Genomic DNA, 17,636 nt, shown 5'->3' on the forward strand with positions numbered 1-17,636 from the left:
GTTCAGCTATTTTGCTATTTTATTAATTACGGAGTTTTAAGAATGGAATATGAATTTATTATTTTGATATTGCTTGGCGCCGCCGTTTTTCTTCTCATTTTAAACTTGGCTTTAACATTATTCAAACGGGGCGGCGGGACAAATGACAGGTCCGGCGGCGGTTCCGACGGCGGTTCCGGCGGATCAAATTCAGATTTTGATTTCAGCGCTTTTTCAAAAAAAACGGATGAACAAACGGCTTTTCTCCGCGGTGAATTTGACCGGGAAATTTCCCGATTGGATTTGAATCTGAGAAATGAAATTGCTCAAAACCGGGAAGAACTCGGCGTTTCTCTCAATCAGAACCGGAAGGAAATGACGGCGGCGCTTTCCAATTTCCAGGTGTCTCAGGAAAACAAATTCCAAATGTTTGAAAAACGGCAGGCGGAATTGAATCAAATCACGGAAATCAAGCTTGAAAAAATTCGGGAAACGACGGAAACGCGGATTGTTCAGATGCAGGAATCCAATGTTCAAAAATTGGATGAAATGAAGAATATTGTGGATGAAAAGCTTCAGGAAAGCGTTGAAAAACGTTTCAGCGAATCTTTTAAAGGCATCAGCCAGCGTTTGGATGACGTTTTTAAGGGTCTCGGAGAAATGCAGACGCTTGCAAACGGTGTCGGCGATTTGAAAAAGGTTCTGACAAATGTGAAAACGCGCGGCAATCTCGGGGAAATCCAGCTCGGGGCGATTTTGGAAGAAGTTTTGGCGCCGGATCAGTTTGACAAAAACGCGGCTGTTCAGCCGAACACGGCGGAGCGCGTGGAATATGCGGTCCGGCTTCCGGGAAAAGACGATGCCGGTCCGATCTTTTTGGCAATCGATTCCAAGTTTCCGATCGAAGATTATCAGCGGCTTCTTGATGCTTATGAAAACAATCCCGACGACATTGAAACGTGTTCCAAACAGCTGGAAATGGCCGTCAAAAGAAATGCGAAAACGATTCAGGAAAAATACATTTGTCTGCCGTACACGACGGATTTTGCCATCATGTTTATCCCGACGGAAGGATTGTATGCCGAAATCCTGCGCCGCCCCGGCCTTTTTGAATTTGTTCAGCGCGAATACCGCGTTGCGATCGTCGGTCCGACGACGCTGGTTGCCTTTTTAAACAGTCTTCGGATGGGCTTTCAGACACTTGCCGTTGAGAAGCGGACCGGCGAAATTCAAAAATTGCTCGGCGCCGTCAAAACCGAATTCATCAAGTTCGGCGACCTTCTTGAAAAAACGCGCAAAAAACTGGATGAAGCGGCAAGCGTTTTGGATTCGGTGGATTCCAAAACCCGAAATATCAATCGAAAACTCAAACAAGTTCACGAGCTGCCGGAAGCGGAATCCGTCAAACTGCTCGGCGGCAGTTCTGAAAACGAAGATTTTGAATTGTTTGAGTTGTAAATGAAAACGAAAATGAAAATGAAAATGAAAATGAAAATGAAACAAAGTTAAATCGTAAGTTAAATTGAAAATTAAAATAAAATCGAAAATTTAAATGGGACAAAAATCAAAAACGAAACATCGTTTTTTGATTTTTTTCAAACTCGAACCCGCGATAAAACCATGAAAAAAAGAACCGCGAGAAATTCATTCAAAAAACGCGGTTCGTTTTTCTTTAACATTAACAAAAAACGATGTTTCAGGTTTAAAATTGAAGAAAACCCGAATCAACCACCTCCAATCCGAGTTTTGTGAGCGCAGCGAACAAAATGAGGATTGGAGAGAAATCAATGATTCTCAATTAAACCGAAAAACAGCTTCAAATTACTTTCTAATACCATTCCTTTATCTGAAAGTGGTGCCGACAGAGTACAATGCTGACAAAGCGCAATGCTGGCCGGGCACAATACTGACAGAGTACAATACTAACAGAGCACACTGCTGGCAGAGCGCAATGCTGACAGAGCGCAATGCCGGAAGTGTTTCCATATGCATCATCTCATTTTTAGCACATCCGCTCGCTACGCGAGCGTGGGCACAGATTACCTTACCGTTTCCGTTTGCCGCTGTTACCTTACCGTTTCCGTTTGCCGCTGTTACCTTACCGTTTCCGTTTTGCACAGATTACCTTGCCGATTTCGTAAATACAGTTGCTGATTTGCCGGCCCATTTACTGTCGTCTGCTGCCGCCGTCGTCGTCTCTTGCGCTGCCGCCCGCGCGCGAGCCGCACACATTTAAAAACAAATCAAAATCCAATCCCGATTTGTTGATTGAATTATGAAAAATGTTGAAGAAAAGATAATGAAAAAGATAAAAAAAGGATGATGAAAAAAGAGAAAAAAGAGAAAAGATGAAAAAAGAGAAAAGATGAAAAAACGAATTATTTTTTCATCAAATATTCATCAATGGCTGCCGCTGCTTTTTTGCCGGCGCCCATTGCCGAAATGACGGTTGCGGCGCCCGTGACGACGTCGCCGCCCGCGAATATGTTTTCTTTTGTGGATCTTAAGTCGTCGTCGACGACAATTGTGCCGCGCTTTGTTTTCTCAATGTCGGGTGCGCCGATGTAAATGAGGGGATTCGGGGATGTGCCGATGGCAATGATGACGACATCCGCGTCAATCAAAAATTCCGATCCGGGGATTTCTTTCGGGCTTCTTCTGCCGGAATCGTCGGGCTCGCCGAGTTCCATTTTGATGCATTCGACGGCTTTCACATCGAATTTTCTGCCCTGGGGTGTTCCGTCGCCGTAGTCGCCGATAATTCTTGTCGGGTTTGCCAGCAGACAGAATTGAATGCCTTCATGTTTGGCGTGCTCGATTTCTTCACGGCGCGCGGGCAGTTCGGCATCGCTTCTGCGGTACACGATTGTCACGTCATCCGCGCCGAGACGAAGCGCCGAGCGGGCAGCGTCCATCGCCACGTTGCCGCCGCCGACAACAACGACTTTTTTGCCTTTGCGGATCATCGTGTTGGAATCAGGTTCGTACGCTTTCATCAAATTGACGCGCGTTAAAAATTCATTGGCGGAGTAAACGCCGTTTAAATTCTCACCCTCAATTCCCATGAAATTGGGAAGACCGGCGCCCGTTCCTAAAAAGACGGCGTCGTATTCTTCGGCGATTTCATCCAAAGTTTTGATCCGGCCGATGACATAATCCGTTTTCAGCTCGACGCCGAGCGCGAGAACATCGTCAATTTCCGCTTTCACAACATCTTTGGGTAATCTGAAGCTCGGAATGCCGTAGGTCAAGACGCCGCCCGGTGCGTGAAGCGCTTCAAAAAGCGTCACTTTGTGTCCGGCTTTGGCCAGATCCGCGGCAGCCGTCAGACTTGCAGGGCCCGAGCCGATGGCGGCAACCGTTTTTCCGGTCGGCGCGCGGAGGCAGCCTGCGCCCGGCTCCCCGTCTTCCATTTCCGTTCCGTCTCCGATCTTGCAGCTTCGGCCGCCCACAGAGCGCAGTTCGTCTGCCGCATATCTTTCCAAACGGCCGATTGCAATCGGATCGCCTTTCTTTCCGAGAATGCACAATTCTTCGCACTGCGTTTCCTGCGGGCAGACACGGCCGCAGATTGCCGGAAGCATGTTGGTCTCAAAAATCTTTTCGGCGGCGCCTTCGGGATTGCCGTCGGCGATGAACTTGATAAATTTGGGAATATTCACATTCACAGGGCAGCCTTCCACACAGCGCGGCACACGGCACTGAATGCAGCGCGCGGCTTCTGCGGTCGCTTCGGCCGCCGTATAGCCGAGCGCAACTTCATTGAAATTGTGTTTCCTGACTTCTGCCGGCTGCTCGGGCATCGAAATGCGTCCGGTTCTTTCTTTTTTCATTGCAGTCATAACTTTCCAATCCTTTTCAAAAACATGAATTACCTGATTTACACGATTTATCTGATTTACTTGATTTACCTGATTTAATCCAATTGCGCGCAGATTCCCGCGCATTCTTCGTCGTATTTCTGAGATGCTGCAAGTTCATCTTTCTTGTAAATCATCAGGCGGTTCATGACCGTGTCAAAATCCACCAGTCTGCCGTCAAATTCCGGGCCGTCGACGCAGGCAAACTTCACCTCGCCGCCGACAATCACACGGCAGCCGCCGCACATTCCCGTTCCGTCCACCATCATCGAATTGATGCTGACAACAATTTCAACATCGGGATAATCTTTCATCATGTCAGTTGCCACTTTCATTAAAATCGGCGGGCCGATGACAACGACGCGGCCGATTCTTTCGCCCTCGTATTCGCCGGCTTTTTGTTTGTCCAGAAGTTCCTTGACGACTTCGGTCACAAAACCGTGACGGCCTTTGGATCCGTCATCCGTCGTCACATAATGTTCGTCGCTTGCCGCTTCAAATTCTTCTTCCATCATCAGCAAACTTTCATTGCGCGCGCCAATCACCGTCACCACGCGGTTTCCGGCCTCTTTGTACGCTTTAATCTGCGGATAAATCGGCGCGATTCCGACGCCGCCGCCGACCAAAATGACCGTTCCGATCTTTTTGACATCGGCCGGTGTTCCCAGAGGCCCGACAAAATCTGCCAAGCTCTCGCCGACTTCCATCTTGGTAATCTGCTTCGTTCCCTTTCCAAGCGCCTGCACCGACATCATAATCGTTCCCTTCTCTTTGTCGATGTCGGCAATTGTCAGCGGAATTCTTTCACTGTCATTGTAAGCGCGGACAATCACGAATTGGCCGGCTTTGGCCGCTTTGGCGACATCAGGCGCGTCAATCACCATTTTCCAGACGCCTGCTGCCATTTCTTCCTTTTCTAATATTTCAAAAGACATTTTCAATCACAAAAACTAATTTTCCGTTACGGTTTTATTAAGGTTTCCGTAACGATTTTTCATTTATATTTCATAAATTCTAAGAATAAATTCTAAGATTCCCATTCTGATATCTGAATCTAATAACTCGAATCTAATAATCCAAATCTAATAACCCGAATCTAATAATCCGAATCTAATAACCCGAATCTAATAAATCTGAATCTAATAAATCTGAATCTAATTATCCGAATCTAATAATCCGAGTCTAATAATCTGAATCTAATAATCCTAAATCTGAATCTAATATCTGAATCTAATAATCCGAATCTGATTTTAAAACAGAAAAAAATCAAATGATTCTTTTTGCTTTTAAAATTTTACATTTTTCAACGAATGAATTCTTAAATTCGAATTCTTTATTATATACATTACTCTTTTTACAGACTTAAAACACAGAAAACAACCCCGTAAGGCAAAACATATAAATACAACAAATATGTTTGTAGGTTCTGCTTCAGATACGACAACAATTAATTCGCGGGGGCCCATAGCTCAGTCAGGCAGAGCGACTGGCTTTTAACCAGTCGGCCTAGGGTTCAAATCCCTATGGGCCCGCCATTTTTTTCATATTTGACAGTTTATGATGGAAATCATTTTGTCATTTTGTTTCAAATTGATGTTTGACGGTACCGTTTCGCATTGATTTTGAAAATAAAGTGAAAAATATAAAAATGAAATATTTCCAAAAAAATTGTCGGTTACCGCAATGCTCGCGCATTTCGGCTGCAGCCTGCCAAATATGATGAATATCTTTCTCACGGAGGAAAAGATTTGACATTTAAACTTCTTGATCATGAATCGGTCCCGTATCATGAGATTATCGCAGGAGAGGAAGTCAGCGTATTGCTTGAAAAATACGCGATTGACAAGGAACAGCTCCCGAAAATCAGATTCGATGACCCGATTGTCCTTGAAATCGGCGCAAAAATCGGTGATGTCGTGAAAATCACGCGCAAAAGCCAAACCGCCGACGAAGCTTTTTACTACCGGCTCGTCATCGACGCCGTTGTTTAAAAACGGTTCAATCGCCAATCGCTTAACAATCGTTTATTTTGCTATTGTTTAAAAATAAAAAGGGAAACCATTTCTATCATTAATCGCCTGCAAGTCCCGCTCAACCGATCCGCCAAAAAACCACGACATTCTGCATATCATATTTGTCTGCAAAAAATACCGCTGAAGCACGGTATCAGATACAGCAGGGGCTGCAAACTTTTTTTTCATTTGTCGTATGCGCCCGACTCATCATGCTGATTCTTTTTTTTGCAAACGGTATGTCAAACAGAATCACGGAAAATGTTCAAAAAATCAGAAATATTTGAAATATTCAGAAATATCCGCAACCGTTCAAAAAATACGGCCTGAAAACACATTGAGGGTCTGTTTTTAAAAATATGTTCGGGAAATGTTTCAGAAAATCCTTCTGAAAACATTTCAGAAAATACCTCGGAAAACATTTCAGAAAAGATTTCGGAAATTTTGAAAAGTATATCGGAAACAGCGTCAATGCGGCAGTGTTTACTCACATTTATTTACTCACAATAAAAATCGAACAGACAGATGAATAAAAATTTACTCAATTAAGAGGGTGCTAACTATTACATTAGATACACGCGTCCTGACGAAATATTATTTCACACAAGATAAAATTGTACAGCATCATATTGATTCTTTCAATAAATTCTTGGACACAGGACTTCAAAAAATTATAGACGAACAGCAAATCATTGAGACGGACATCGAAGGAACCTATCTGAAGCTCGGGAAAATCCGCGTCGAGAGTCCGGTCGTCAAAGAAGCTGACGGAGCCATTGAAAGACTTTATCCCAATGAGGGCCGCCTTCGCAACCTTTCCTATTCTGCGCCGTTATTCCTTGAAATGACGGTCGTTAAAGAAGGCCAGGACACACGGGAAGAGCCGATCGAGGCCAATATCGGACAGCTTCCGATTATGCTCAAATCAAAGGTCTGCAACTTAATCGGCATGACCGATGAAGAAAAAATCTTAAACGGCGAAGACCCGCTCGACTGCGGCGGCTACTTTATCGTCGGCGGCACCGAACGTGTCGTCATGACTTTAGAAGACCTCGCCCCGAACAAGATTTTGACCGAATACGGCGAACGCTACGGCGACAAAATCGAAGTGGCCAAAGTCTTCTCTCAGAAGAAAGGCTACCGCGCACTCGTTGTCGTTGAGCGCGGCCGCAAGTCTTTGCTTGAAGTGTCCTTCCTGTCCATTACCGGAAGACTCAACTTTATCACACTCATCCGCGCGCTCGGCATTGTGACCGACCAGGATATTGTGACGGCCGTTTCAACCGATCCGGAAATCGTGAAGTTCATGCTTGAAAACTTGGACGAAGCCGAAGTTGACACCATGCAGGACGCGATTGAAAAAATCGGTATGCGCGTTGCAGCCGGCCAGGCCCGCGAATATCAGATCAAGCGCGCCAACTATGTTTTGGACAGATACTTATTGCCGCACCTCGGCGACAAACCCGAAGACCGCATTTCCAAAGCCAACTTCCTCGCCAGAATGGCCGAGTCCTGCTTTGAACTCGCGCTCGGAAAACGCAATGAAGATGACAAAGACCACTACTCCAACAAACGCCTGAAACTTGCGGGCGACTTGATGGAAGACTTGTTCCGCGTCTCTTTCAACAAACTTTCCCGCGACATTAAGTATCAGCTGGAACGCGCCAGCATGAGAAACAGAGAACTCAACGTCGCGACAATCGTTCGTGCCGACGTTTTGACCGACCGCCTGCAGCACCCGCTTGCAACCGGCAACTGGGTCGGCGGCAGAACCGGCGTTTCTCAGCTTTTGGACAGAAACGACCACATCTCAACACTTTCCCACCTTCGCCGTGTGATTTCACCGCTTTCCCGTGCCCAGCCGCACTTCGAAGCCCGTGACCTGCACCCGACACAGTGGGGACGCCTCTGCCCCTCGGAAACCCCTGAAGGTCCGAACTGCGGTCTCGTAAAGAACTTTGCCGAAATGGTGGAACTCTCAACAGGCGTTGACGACACAGACCCCATCAAACAGGCGCTTTACAATTTAGGCGTTGAGAAATTCCAGTTTATCCAGCCCGAAATCATTGAAGTCGAATACGACAGCGCCGAAAAGGAAGAATTCGAAAGCGAATTCGAAGAAAAAGCCATCGGTATTAAGAAGACTGAAGGCGAATTCAGCGAAGACGAAGACGCGCTTCCGGAAGCCGAAACACCTGCCGAAAAGGAACAGGACGACATGGATGACGATTTCTTAGGCGGCATCGACTACGACGGGGGAATTGAAGAATGATGAACAGATCTAAAATTTTCTTGGACGGCGAACTCATCGGAACGCACGACGATCCGGTGACGCTTGTTTCCAACATCCGTGAAATGCGCAGAAAAGGATACTTCTCAAAGCAGGTCAATGTGGCCTTTTTGGAACACACCGGCGAAGTGATTATTTCAGCCGACATCGGCCGCGCCAGAAGACCGCTTTTGATCGTTGAAAACGGTCAGATTCTCGTCACGGAAGAACACCTTGAAAAATTAAAAACCGGCGAATTGAGCTTTGAAGATTTGGTCGACCTCGGCCTGATTGAATATCTCGACGCCGAAGAAGAAGAAAATGCTTATGTCGCGCTTCGCGAAAGAGAATTAAACGAGCGCCACACCCACATGGAACTCTCGCCCGACTTAATCCTGGGTATCTGCTCCGGTATGATTCCGTATCCGGAACACAATGCAGCCCCGCGTTGTACAATGGGCGCGGCCATGATTAAGCAGTGTATCGGCGTCTCAACAGCGAATCACAAGCTCAGACCCGACACGCGCGCAAACATTCTGCACTACCCGCAGCGTGCCATGACCTACACACAGACCTGCGAGTCCATCGGTTTCGATGACAGACCCGCCGGCCAGAACTTCGTTGTCGCCATTCTCTCTTACGAAGGCTACAACATTGAAGACGCGCTCGTTTTCAACAGAGGTTCTATTGAAAGAGGTCTCGGGCGCAGTCACTTCGTTCGTACGTTCGAAGGCGAAGAACGCCGCTACCCCGGCGGTCAGGAAGACAAATTCGAAATTCCCGACTCCGAATACCGCGGTGCCAGAAGCCCCGAAGCGTATGCCGAACTCGACGAAGACGGTTTGGTCAACCCCGAAACATATGCCGCGCCGAATGCGGTTCTCATCGGTAAAACCAGCCCGCCCCGTTTCCTTGAAGAAAACACAGGCGGTCTTGATTCCGGTTTCAGCCAGCAGAGACGTGAAAGTTCCGTTACCATGCGCTCCAACGAAAAAGGTATCGTTGACAACGTTATTTTAACGGAATCCATTAACGGCACAAGACTGGCCAAAGTCAAAGTCAGAGACGAGCGTATCCCCGACATCGGTGACAAGTTCGCTTCCAGACACGGTCAGAAAGGCGTTATCGGCCTCAAAGTCAACATCGCCGACATGCCGTTCTCCGAATCCGGTTTATCACCCGACTTGATGATTAATCCGCACGCGATTCCTTCCCGTATGACGGTGGGACACGTTCTCGAAATGATCGGCGGAAAAGTCGGTTCCATGGAAGGACGCCGCATTGACTCGACAGCTTTCTCCGCCGCCGAAGAAAACGGTGACGATGAAGACAAGCTCAGAGCAACGCTTCAGACCTACGGCTTTGCCCACACCGGCAAAGAAGTGTTCTATGACGGCGTGACCGGCAAAATGATTCCGGCAGACGTTTTCGTCGGCGTCATTCTCTACCAGAAACTCCACCACATGGTCACTTCAAAAATGCACGCCAGATCCCGCGGTCCCGTTCAGGTGCTTACCAGACAGCCGACGGAAGGACGTGCCCGCGAAGGCGGTCTGCGTTTCGGTGAAATGGAGCGTGACGTTTTGGTCGGCCACGGCGCTGCGATGTGTCTCAAAGAAAGATTATTGGAAGAGTCCGACAAGGATGAAGAGTATGTCTGCAGCAGCTGCGGTATGATTGCCACATTTGACAGACAGCGCAACATGGCGGTCTGCCCCAACTGCGGTGCCGACACCGACATTTACCTTGTTGAAATGAGTTATTCCTTCAAGCTCCTGCTTGATGAAATTAAATCCCTCGGCGTTGCGCCGAGAATGGAACTTGAGGATGCGGTGTAATCATGATATCAAGAAGAGTTCAGCAGATCCCGAAAAGAATTTCGGCCATTAAATTCGGTTTACTTTCTCCGAAAGAAATCAGAAACATGAGCGCAACCAACGTCATCACCGCAGACACTTACGACGAAGACGGTTTTCCGATTGAAATGGGTCTCATGGACACCCGTCTCGGTGTGATTGACCCGGGATTGAAATGTAAAACCTGCCACTCCAAGGCAGGCGAATGTCCCGGCCACTTTGGCCACATCGAATTGGTCGTTCCGGTCATTCACGTCGGTTTTAACAAAACCATCCGCAAGCTGCTTCGTTCCATTTGCTGCAACTGCAGCCGTTTGCTTTTAAACGACGCGCAGAAAGACGATTATTTGGCGCAGCTTGCCGCGGTCATTGATATCGGTCACATGCCCGATGATTTGATCAACGAAGTCTACAAAGAAGCCGCCAAAGTCAAAAAATGTCCGTACTGTGACGCCGATCAGAATGATATTAAATTCGAAAAGCCGACCGAATACATCGAAAACGGCGAGCGTTTAACGCCGACCGAAATCCGCGACCGCTTTGAGAATGTTCCGGACGAAGACATCCGCGTCATCGGCATGGATCCCGAAAACGCGCGTCCCGAATGGATGATTTTAACCGTTCTGCCGGTGCCGCCGGTAACGGTTCGACCGTCCATCACACTCGAATCCGGTCAGCGCAGTGAAGATGACTTGACGCACAAGCTTGTCGATATTATCAGAATCAATCAGAGATTCCAGGAAAACAGAGACGCAGGCGCTCCTCAGCTCATTATCGAGGACTTGTGGGAACTCTTGCAGTACCACGTGACCACGTTCTTTGACAACTCCGTCTCAGGCATTCCGCCGGCCAGACACAGATCCGGCCGCCCGCTCAAGACGCTTTCCCAGCGTTTGAAAGGAAAGGAAGGCCGTTTCAGAGGCAGTTTGTCAGGCAAGCGTGTCAACTTCTCCGCCCGTACCGTTATTTCTCCGGATCCGGATTTGAGCATCAACGAAGTCGGCGTGCCGCTTCCGATCGCGCTTATTTTAACCATTCCGGAACACGTGACCGAACGCAACATCGACTTCCTCAAAGAACACATCCGCCGCGGTCCGGTCAACTATCCGGGCGCGAACTACGTCATTCGTTCCGACGGCGGCCGTATCAAAATTACGGACATCAATGTGGAAGATTTGTGTGAGAAACTCGAATACGGTTGGATTGTCGAAAGACATCTCCGCGACGGCGATGTCGTTCTCTTCAACCGTCAGCCGTCTTTGCACAAGATGAGTATTATGGCGCACAGCGTCAAGGTTCTCGACGGCAAAACTTTCCGTATGAATCCGGCGGTATGCCCGCCTTATAACGCTGACTTCGACGGTGACGAAATGAATATGCACGTGCTGCAGACTGAAGAAGCCCGCGCCGAAGCAAAAATCTTGCTTCAGGTTCAGGAAAACATCCTGTCCCCGCGTTTCGGCGGTCCGATTGTCGGCGGTATTCACGACCACATTTCCGGTATGTTCCTTTTGACAAGAAAAGACAATCCTGTCACGAGCCGCATCAACAAAGACGATGCGCTCGACTTGCTCAGAAAGACGGACATCCGTGAATTGCCGGCGCCCGCAGGCATTGACAGCAACGGCGAAGAATACTGGACCGGAAAACAGATTTTCAGTCAGATTCTGCCCGAAGGCCTGAACATTTCATTCTCCTCCAATGTCGGTACAAAAGTCATGGAAGAAGACTTGAAGAACGACGCTTATGTCGTCATCGAAGACGGTGAGCTGATTGCCGGAACAATCGATGAAACAGCTATGGGCGCGTTTAAGGCTCAGATTTTGGACACGATTATTAAAGAATACGGCACAACCCGCGGCGCGCAGTTCGTTGACGATGTCACGAAACTTGCGATTCGCGCGGTCATGAGAACGGGTCTGTCATTCGGTATTGCCGATGAAGACATCCCCGAAGAAGCCAAGATTCAGATTGATATGGTTTTGACAACCGCCGAAGAAGAAGTTCAGAAGCTCATTCAGGCTTACAAAGACGAAGAGCTCGAACCTTTGCCCGGAAGAACGCTTGACGAAACCATTGAAATGCGTATCATGCAGGAACTCGGCCGCGCCCGTGACAAGTCCGGTAAGATTGCCGACGCGCACATGGGTCTTGAAAATCCTGCCGCGATGATGGCCCGCTCCGGTGCGAGAGGTTCGATTTTGAACATCACGCAGATGGCGGCTTGTGTCGGTCAGCAGGCTGTTCGTGGTGCCCGTATCAACAGAGGCTACCGCGGCAGAACTTTGCCGCACTTTGAGCGCGGCGATTTGGGTGCCGATGCGCACGGTTTCGTGAAGTCCAGCTACAAGAGCGGGTTGAACCCGACGGAATACTTCTTCCACTCCATCGGCGGCCGCGAAGGTTTGGTCGACACGGCTGTTCGTACGTCTCAGTCCGGTTATCTCCAGCGCCGTTTGGTCAGTGCTTTGCAAGACTTGGAAGTTCAGCCCGACTACACGGTCCGTGACACGCGCGGCGTGATTGTGCAGTTCATTTACGGTGAAGACGGTATTGACCCGACGAAGAGTGACTTCGCAAAGCCCGAGGCTGTTCACCGTATTTTCAGAAACGTTACCGGAAAGGAGGTCTGATTATGGCGAAATTAAAAGAAGCTGAAATTCAGGCAATGATTCAGGATTTACCGCTTCCGAAAAACATCTTGAAGACAATTCATGAAGATGCGATTGAAACGGGTGTGACGGAAAAGGAAATGCAGGAAGTCATTGATCGTGTGATGGTCGGCTACAAACTCTCTCAAATCGAAGCGTGCGACGCGGCCGGTGTGGTTGCGGCGCAGTCGATCGGGGAACCGGGTACGCAGATGACCATGAGAACTTTCCACTACGCCGGTGTGGCTGAAATTAACGTTACGCTCGGTTTGCCGCGTTTGATTGAAATTGTGGACGCGCGTAAGATTCCGAGTACGCCGACGATGACGATTTATTTGAGAAACAATAAAGAACTGGTTGACGAAGACGGGAAAGCCGATTATGCTTTTGATCGTGACAAAGCTCAGGCGGTTGCCTGGGAAATTGAAGCGACCAAGATTGACCATATCGCGTCTGTCACAACCGACTTGGCGCAGATGAAAATCGTCATTAATGTGAATGAAAAGGCGATGAACAAAAGAAATATGGTCTTTATGGAAATCGCCGAGAAGTTCAAGGATAAGATTCCGGACGCAACGGTTGAAGTCAGCGAGGAAAACTTCCAGATTGACTTAACACCCAAGGATCAGCGCTACCGCGACTTGCTCCAGCTGACGAAGAAAATCAATGACATCACGTTAAAAGGCATTGAAGACATCAAGCGCGTCGTTCTCAGAAAAGGCAGCGACATGGACGAATATGTTTTGTACACTGAAGGTTCGGCTTTAAAGGATATCATTCCGATTCCCGGCGTTGATATGTCAAGAACAACGACAAACAATGTCAGTGAAATTTTCTCCGTTTTCGGTATTGAAGCGGCGAGAAACGCAATTATCACGGAAGCAACAAACACGCTGCGTGAGCAGGGTTTGAATGTCGATATCCGCCACATTATGCTTGTGGCTGATTTGATGACGAGCGACGGTGAAGTGAAACAGATCGGCCGTCACGGTATTTCAGGCGAGAAGGCCAGTGTTTTTGCAAGAGCGGCTTTCGAAGTGACTGTCAATCACTTGCTTGACGCGGGTATGCGCGGCAATGTTGACGATCTTCAGGGTGTCACTGAAAACGTTATTGTCGGCCAGCCGATTAAAATGGGTACCGGCGACATTCGTTTGATTGCCAAAACCATCGACCCCAACGACCCGAACCTTGCCAAACCTCCCGAAAAAGTGGCTGCAAGAACCCGGTCCCAAAAGAACGCCGCCGACAAAGCGGAACTTGCGGGCGCGGGATCCGCCGTTAAAGTTTCTTCGGAGGATTTGCTTGAAGCCGAAACCGCTTCATCCGATGATTATGAAGAAGTCGAAGGCGATTACGATAAAAACGACATTCCCGACGCCGAAGAAATCGTAACGGAACCGGCCGTCGAAGGTGAAGAAGAACCCAAGAAAAGAAGAGGAAGACCGCCGAAAGCAAAAGCGGAAAGTGAAGAGTAATCCTCTTCATTTATTTTCTTTCTTTCATTCTTTTTTCTTTTTCATTTTTTTTGTTTTTTTACTTTTACTTTTTTATTTTTCGATTAAAAACGGATTCGGGTTTTGATTTATTTTTTAAATGTGTGCGGCTCGCGCGCGGACGCAGCTGTGAATGCTGACAGTACAAACGGCGGCGGCAGCAAACAGGCCGGCAAGTCTGCAACTGTCTTATGAAATCGGCAAGGTAGCTGTGCAAACGGAAACAGTAAGGTAGCAGCGGCAAACGGAAACAGTAAGGTAGCAACGGCAAACGGAAACAGTAAGGTAGCAGCGGCAAACGGAAACGGCAAGGTAACAACGGAAACGGAAACGGCAAGGTAATCTGTGCCCACGCTCGCGTAGCGAGCGGATGTGCTAAAAATGAGATGATGCATATGGAAACGCTGACCTGTCGGCGCACAATCATTTTTGAACGCTGGCTGCCGGCACACAATCATTTTTGAATGTTGACCTGTCGGCACACAATCATTTTTGAATGTTGACCTGCCGGCACACAATCATTTTTGAACGCTGACCTGCCGGCACACAATCATTTTTGAACGCTGACCTGTCGACACCCAATCATTTTTGAACGCTGACCTGCCGGCACACAATCATTTTTGAATGTTGACCTGCCGACACCCAATCATTTTAGAACGCTGACCTGCCGACACCCAATCATTTTAGAACGCTGACCTGCCGACACCCAATCATTTTAGAATGCTGACCTGTCGTACGCAATCATTTTTGAACACAGTCGGATTGTGCAAAAACAATTCTTTTCAAATGTCATTTTTTATTTTGTGAATTTTAAATCTGTTCTGTCATAATAAAAATTATATATTTCTAAAATTATTTATTTTTAGCATTTTTTACACACAATAAAATGCAGCAAAAACTAAAATCAAAAACTAAAACAAAAAACCAAAAACAAACAGGAAAAATAATTATGGGACAAGATCTTGACAGAACTTTTGACAAAGAATGTGTTTTTACCAAATCTGCAGATGAAAACAAAGTGACCGGCATTTTAAGCGTTTCTGTGGATATTGATAACGAAACCGCCGTTTCGATGAACGGCGCCCGCGTGGTTTCGCCTTTCATTCCCGGCATTCAGTACATTCATTTGGAGCGGAACAAAGGAATCATTTACGATTACAAAATTCATGTTTACGGTGCCTGCCCGAACGAACACAAAAGCATGGATCTTTTTTTCAAAGACGGGGAAGGCAAAGTTCACAAAATGAACATTTGGTCCGAGTCCGATAAATGGCACACGGAAAGATACAACAGCGACAAACCCGAAATTACGGAAATTACTTGGGAATTCAAGTAATTTTAGAAATCAAAAAATGAATCAACAATTCAAACATTCGTTATTTCAAAAACGGCAAACAGAAAAATATCTGCCGTTTTTGTTCTTTACTTCTTTTTTCATTTTAGTTCAAAATATTTTTACCATTTATTGTATCTGATTCTCTCAGGCTTGAACCGGTCAACCGTTTCGGGTTCTTTTTCGGGCCAGCCGATAATTGTAAATGAATACGGAATCACGTTTTCGGGCAAACCGCACATTTTGACAAATCCTGCCATCCTGTCTTCGCGCGGGTAAACGCCCGTCCAAACGGCGCCGAGGCCGGCCGCATGAAGCGCAAGCAGCAAATTTTCTGTCGCCGCGCCCAAATCCTGCGGGAAAAATCCTTCCGCGACATCGTAATCTTTGTTGTAACAAATCAAAACTCCGGCGGGCGCGCCTTTTGCCATTCCCGCATGCGGGCTGAACGACGGAATTTCATTCATCAATTCCGTTTTGTCGACAATAATAAATTCCCACGGCTGCTGATTCCGGGCAGACGGCGCAAACATCGCCGCTTTGACCGCTTCTTCAATCAATTCCCTCGGAACCGGTTTGTTTTGATATTTCCGAACGCTTCGGCGTGTTAAGAGTGCTTCCATTGTGTCCATTTCTTTTTCTCCTTGTAAATTATTAAACGTATATTGTTTTTGAGATTTTAATTGTTATTGTTATTGTTGTTGTTACCGCCGTTTTCATTTCATTGAATTAAAATCCGGGTCAGGGTCTTTGATGTTATTTTAATTTGTGCAGCTCGCGCGCGGGCGGCGGCAGGCGGCGGCAGCGGCAAACGGAAACCTGTAGGTAATCTGTGCCCACGCTCGCGCAGCGAGCGGATGTGATAAGAATAAGATGATACATACGGCAGCACAGTCTGTAATCAAGTCGTTGGTGAAGACGGCCGGTAAAACAAAATAAAACAAAATAAAACAAAATAAAACAAAATAAAACAAAATAAAGAAAATAAAGAAAATAAAAGAAAATAATATTTCAATTTTTGAAACAAAATTTCATTTTTTCAACAATAAGGTTTAAAAAGAATCCGTCTCTTTATGAGATGCTGTTTTTCAAAATACAGAAAAATAATAAAAATAATAGTTTCTTTTTCAATATGCGAAGGTTGCCGAGTGGTCAAAGGCGGCAGGTTCAGGGCCTGTTCGTGTAGACGTTCGTGGGTTCAACTCCCATCCTTCGCACTTTTCTCAATTTTTGAATGTTGATTTTGTTTCAATTTTGTTTTAATTTTGATTTCAATTCTGATTTCAATTCTGATTTCAATTCTGATTCAATTCTGATTTCCGCTTTATTCTTTTTACTTTTCAGCGGTCATATTTAATAAAAACATTTTTATTTTAAAGAATTAATTTAATAATTGCAGTTCTCTTTGAACTTCTTAATTGTTAAATTTTAAAAACAAAAATAAAATTAAAATCAAAAATAAAATCATAATTTAAATCATAATTTAAATCTAAATTAAAAAACAAAAAAGGTGTTTTTATGAGCACAAATTCCCGTAAATTTGACTGGCTTTCGTTTCTGATCGGTATTCTCTTAATCCTGGCAGCACTCATCGCTTTTTCCGATACGGCCGGAAGCTTGGCCGGAATTGCCATTTTTATCGGTATTCTGGCGGTTGTCGGCGGCGTCATCGAACTTTATTCCGGCTGGCAATTGCATAAATTGGAACTCGGCGGCACATGGACGATGGTTTTAGGCATTATTAACGTTTTAATCGGTTTGTTTATTTTATTCAATATCAAATCCAGCGTCATTGCGCTGCCTTACGTCTTTGCGGTCTGGTTTATTATTGATTCCGTCTTAAGCCTGCTGAATCTCGATTTGGCCAAAGCCGTCAGCAAATCCTATTACTGGTTAAAAATCATTATCAGTGTTTTCGGTATCGCAATCGGTATCCTTTTGATCTTCAATCCGGTCGTTTCGGCCTTTACGCTTGCGTTTTTGGTCGGATTCTATTTCCTGATCTTCGGTATCCTGTATATTGTCAAAGCTTTCTGATAAATTGAGCCGAATCTTTAACTGAATAATAATCCGAATGCAAAAAGAATATTTGAAAATTTTAAAAATTTTAAAAATTTTATTTTCAATAAAAATGTATAACTTCATGATTTCGCAGTCATGAAGTTCAAACACTTTTTCAT

13 protein-coding genes, 2 tRNA genes and 1 pseudogene are annotated in these 17,636 nt (G+C 46.3%); 11 read left to right on the forward strand and 5 right to left on the reverse strand.

Annotated features, from left to right (window positions below):
• Positions 1-42: 42 nt before the first annotated feature.
• Complete coding sequence (locus MmiAt1_RS00695; RefSeq protein WP_318784994.1) at positions 43-1,437, forward strand: DNA recombination protein RmuC; 1,395 nt, start codon at positions 43-45, stop codon at positions 1,435-1,437.
• 250 nt (positions 1,438-1,687) lie between these two features.
• Positions 1,688-2,215: a hypothetical protein gene (locus MmiAt1_RS00700; RefSeq protein ID WP_318784995.1), complete on the forward strand. Its 528-nt coding sequence runs from the start codon at positions 1,688-1,690 to the stop codon at positions 2,213-2,215.
• Between the two features lie 142 nt (positions 2,216-2,357).
• Here the strand turns inward: MmiAt1_RS00700 and gltA are convergent, their stop codons facing one another.
• Positions 2,358-3,821 carry an NADPH-dependent glutamate synthase gene (gltA, locus tag MmiAt1_RS00705; RefSeq protein WP_318784996.1) on the reverse strand — a complete coding sequence of 488 codons (1,464 nt, stop codon included), beginning with the start codon at positions 3,819-3,821 and terminating at the stop codon, positions 2,358-2,360.
• 74 nt (positions 3,822-3,895) lie between these two features.
• On the reverse strand, positions 3,896-4,774 hold the full coding sequence (locus MmiAt1_RS00710; protein WP_318784997.1) for a sulfide/dihydroorotate dehydrogenase-like FAD/NAD-binding protein: 879 nt from the start codon (positions 4,772-4,774) through the stop codon (positions 3,896-3,898).
• Positions 4,775-5,297: 523 nt separating this feature from the next.
• On the opposite strand from MmiAt1_RS00710, the gene MmiAt1_RS00715 reads away from it, so the two are divergent.
• The 6 genes and pseudogenes from MmiAt1_RS00715 to rpoA2 all read left to right on the forward strand — a co-directional run.
• A tRNA-Lys gene (locus MmiAt1_RS00715) sits at positions 5,298-5,374 on the forward strand.
• A 213-nt stretch (positions 5,375-5,587) separates the two neighbouring features.
• Positions 5,588-5,830 (forward strand): DNA-directed RNA polymerase subunit H, encoded by a 243-nt coding sequence (locus MmiAt1_RS00720; RefSeq protein ID WP_318784998.1) that lies wholly within the window; start codon positions 5,588-5,590, stop codon positions 5,828-5,830.
• Positions 5,831-6,413: 583 nt separating this feature from the next.
• A complete protein-coding gene (locus tag MmiAt1_RS00725; protein WP_318785012.1) occupies positions 6,414-8,123 on the forward strand; it encodes a DNA-directed RNA polymerase subunit B'' in 1,710 nt (569 codons plus the stop codon).
• Positions 8,123-9,958: a DNA-directed RNA polymerase subunit B gene (gene rpoB, locus MmiAt1_RS00730; protein WP_318785013.1), complete on the forward strand. Its 1,836-nt coding sequence runs from the start codon at positions 8,123-8,125 to the stop codon at positions 9,956-9,958. The genes MmiAt1_RS00725 and rpoB overlap by 1 nt, the downstream gene beginning before the upstream one ends.
• Before the next feature lie 2 nt (positions 9,959-9,960).
• A complete protein-coding gene (locus tag MmiAt1_RS00735) occupies positions 9,961-12,609 on the forward strand; it encodes a DNA-directed RNA polymerase subunit A' (RefSeq protein ID WP_318784999.1) in 2,649 nt (882 codons plus the stop codon).
• 2 nt (positions 12,610-12,611) lie between these two features.
• Positions 12,612-13,793, forward strand: a pseudogene (rpoA2, locus tag MmiAt1_RS00740) (DNA-directed RNA polymerase subunit A''); the annotation flags it as partial.
• Between the two features lie 419 nt (positions 13,794-14,212).
• On the opposite strand, the gene MmiAt1_RS00745 reads toward rpoA2, so the two are convergent.
• Complete coding sequence (locus MmiAt1_RS00745) at positions 14,213-14,518, reverse strand: hypothetical protein (RefSeq protein WP_318785000.1); 306 nt, start codon at positions 14,516-14,518, stop codon at positions 14,213-14,215.
• Between the two features lie 554 nt (positions 14,519-15,072).
• On the opposite strand from MmiAt1_RS00745, the gene MmiAt1_RS00750 reads away from it, so the two are divergent.
• Positions 15,073-15,459, forward strand: a complete 387-nt coding sequence (locus MmiAt1_RS00750; protein WP_318785001.1) for a hypothetical protein — start codon at positions 15,073-15,075, stop codon at positions 15,457-15,459.
• A gap of 119 nt (positions 15,460-15,578) precedes the next feature.
• Here the strand turns inward: MmiAt1_RS00750 and MmiAt1_RS00755 are convergent, their stop codons facing one another.
• Both MmiAt1_RS00755 and MmiAt1_RS00760 read right to left on the reverse strand, forming a co-directional pair.
• Positions 15,579-16,088, reverse strand: coding sequence for a nitroreductase family protein (locus tag MmiAt1_RS00755; RefSeq protein ID WP_318785002.1), 510 nt, complete (start codon positions 16,086-16,088; stop codon positions 15,579-15,581).
• A 124-nt stretch (positions 16,089-16,212) separates the two neighbouring features.
• Complete coding sequence (locus MmiAt1_RS00760; RefSeq protein WP_318785003.1) at positions 16,213-16,338, reverse strand: hypothetical protein; 126 nt, start codon at positions 16,336-16,338, stop codon at positions 16,213-16,215.
• Positions 16,339-16,590: 252 nt separating this feature from the next.
• On the opposite strand from MmiAt1_RS00760, the gene MmiAt1_RS00765 reads away from it, so the two are divergent.
• Positions 16,591-16,673: transfer RNA gene (locus MmiAt1_RS00765), tRNA-Leu, on the forward strand.
• A gap of 301 nt (positions 16,674-16,974) precedes the next feature.
• The gene (locus MmiAt1_RS00770; protein WP_318785004.1) at positions 16,975-17,493 is read left to right on the forward strand and encodes an HdeD family acid-resistance protein; all 519 of its coding nucleotides are present in this window, start codon (positions 16,975-16,977) and stop codon (positions 17,491-17,493) included.
• The last annotated feature ends 143 nt before the right edge of the window (positions 17,494-17,636 follow it).

This window comes from Methanimicrococcus hacksteinii (assembly GCF_032714515.1).
GTDB classification, from domain to species: Archaea; Halobacteriota; Methanosarcinia; order Methanosarcinales; family Methanosarcinaceae; genus Methanimicrococcus; species Methanimicrococcus hacksteinii.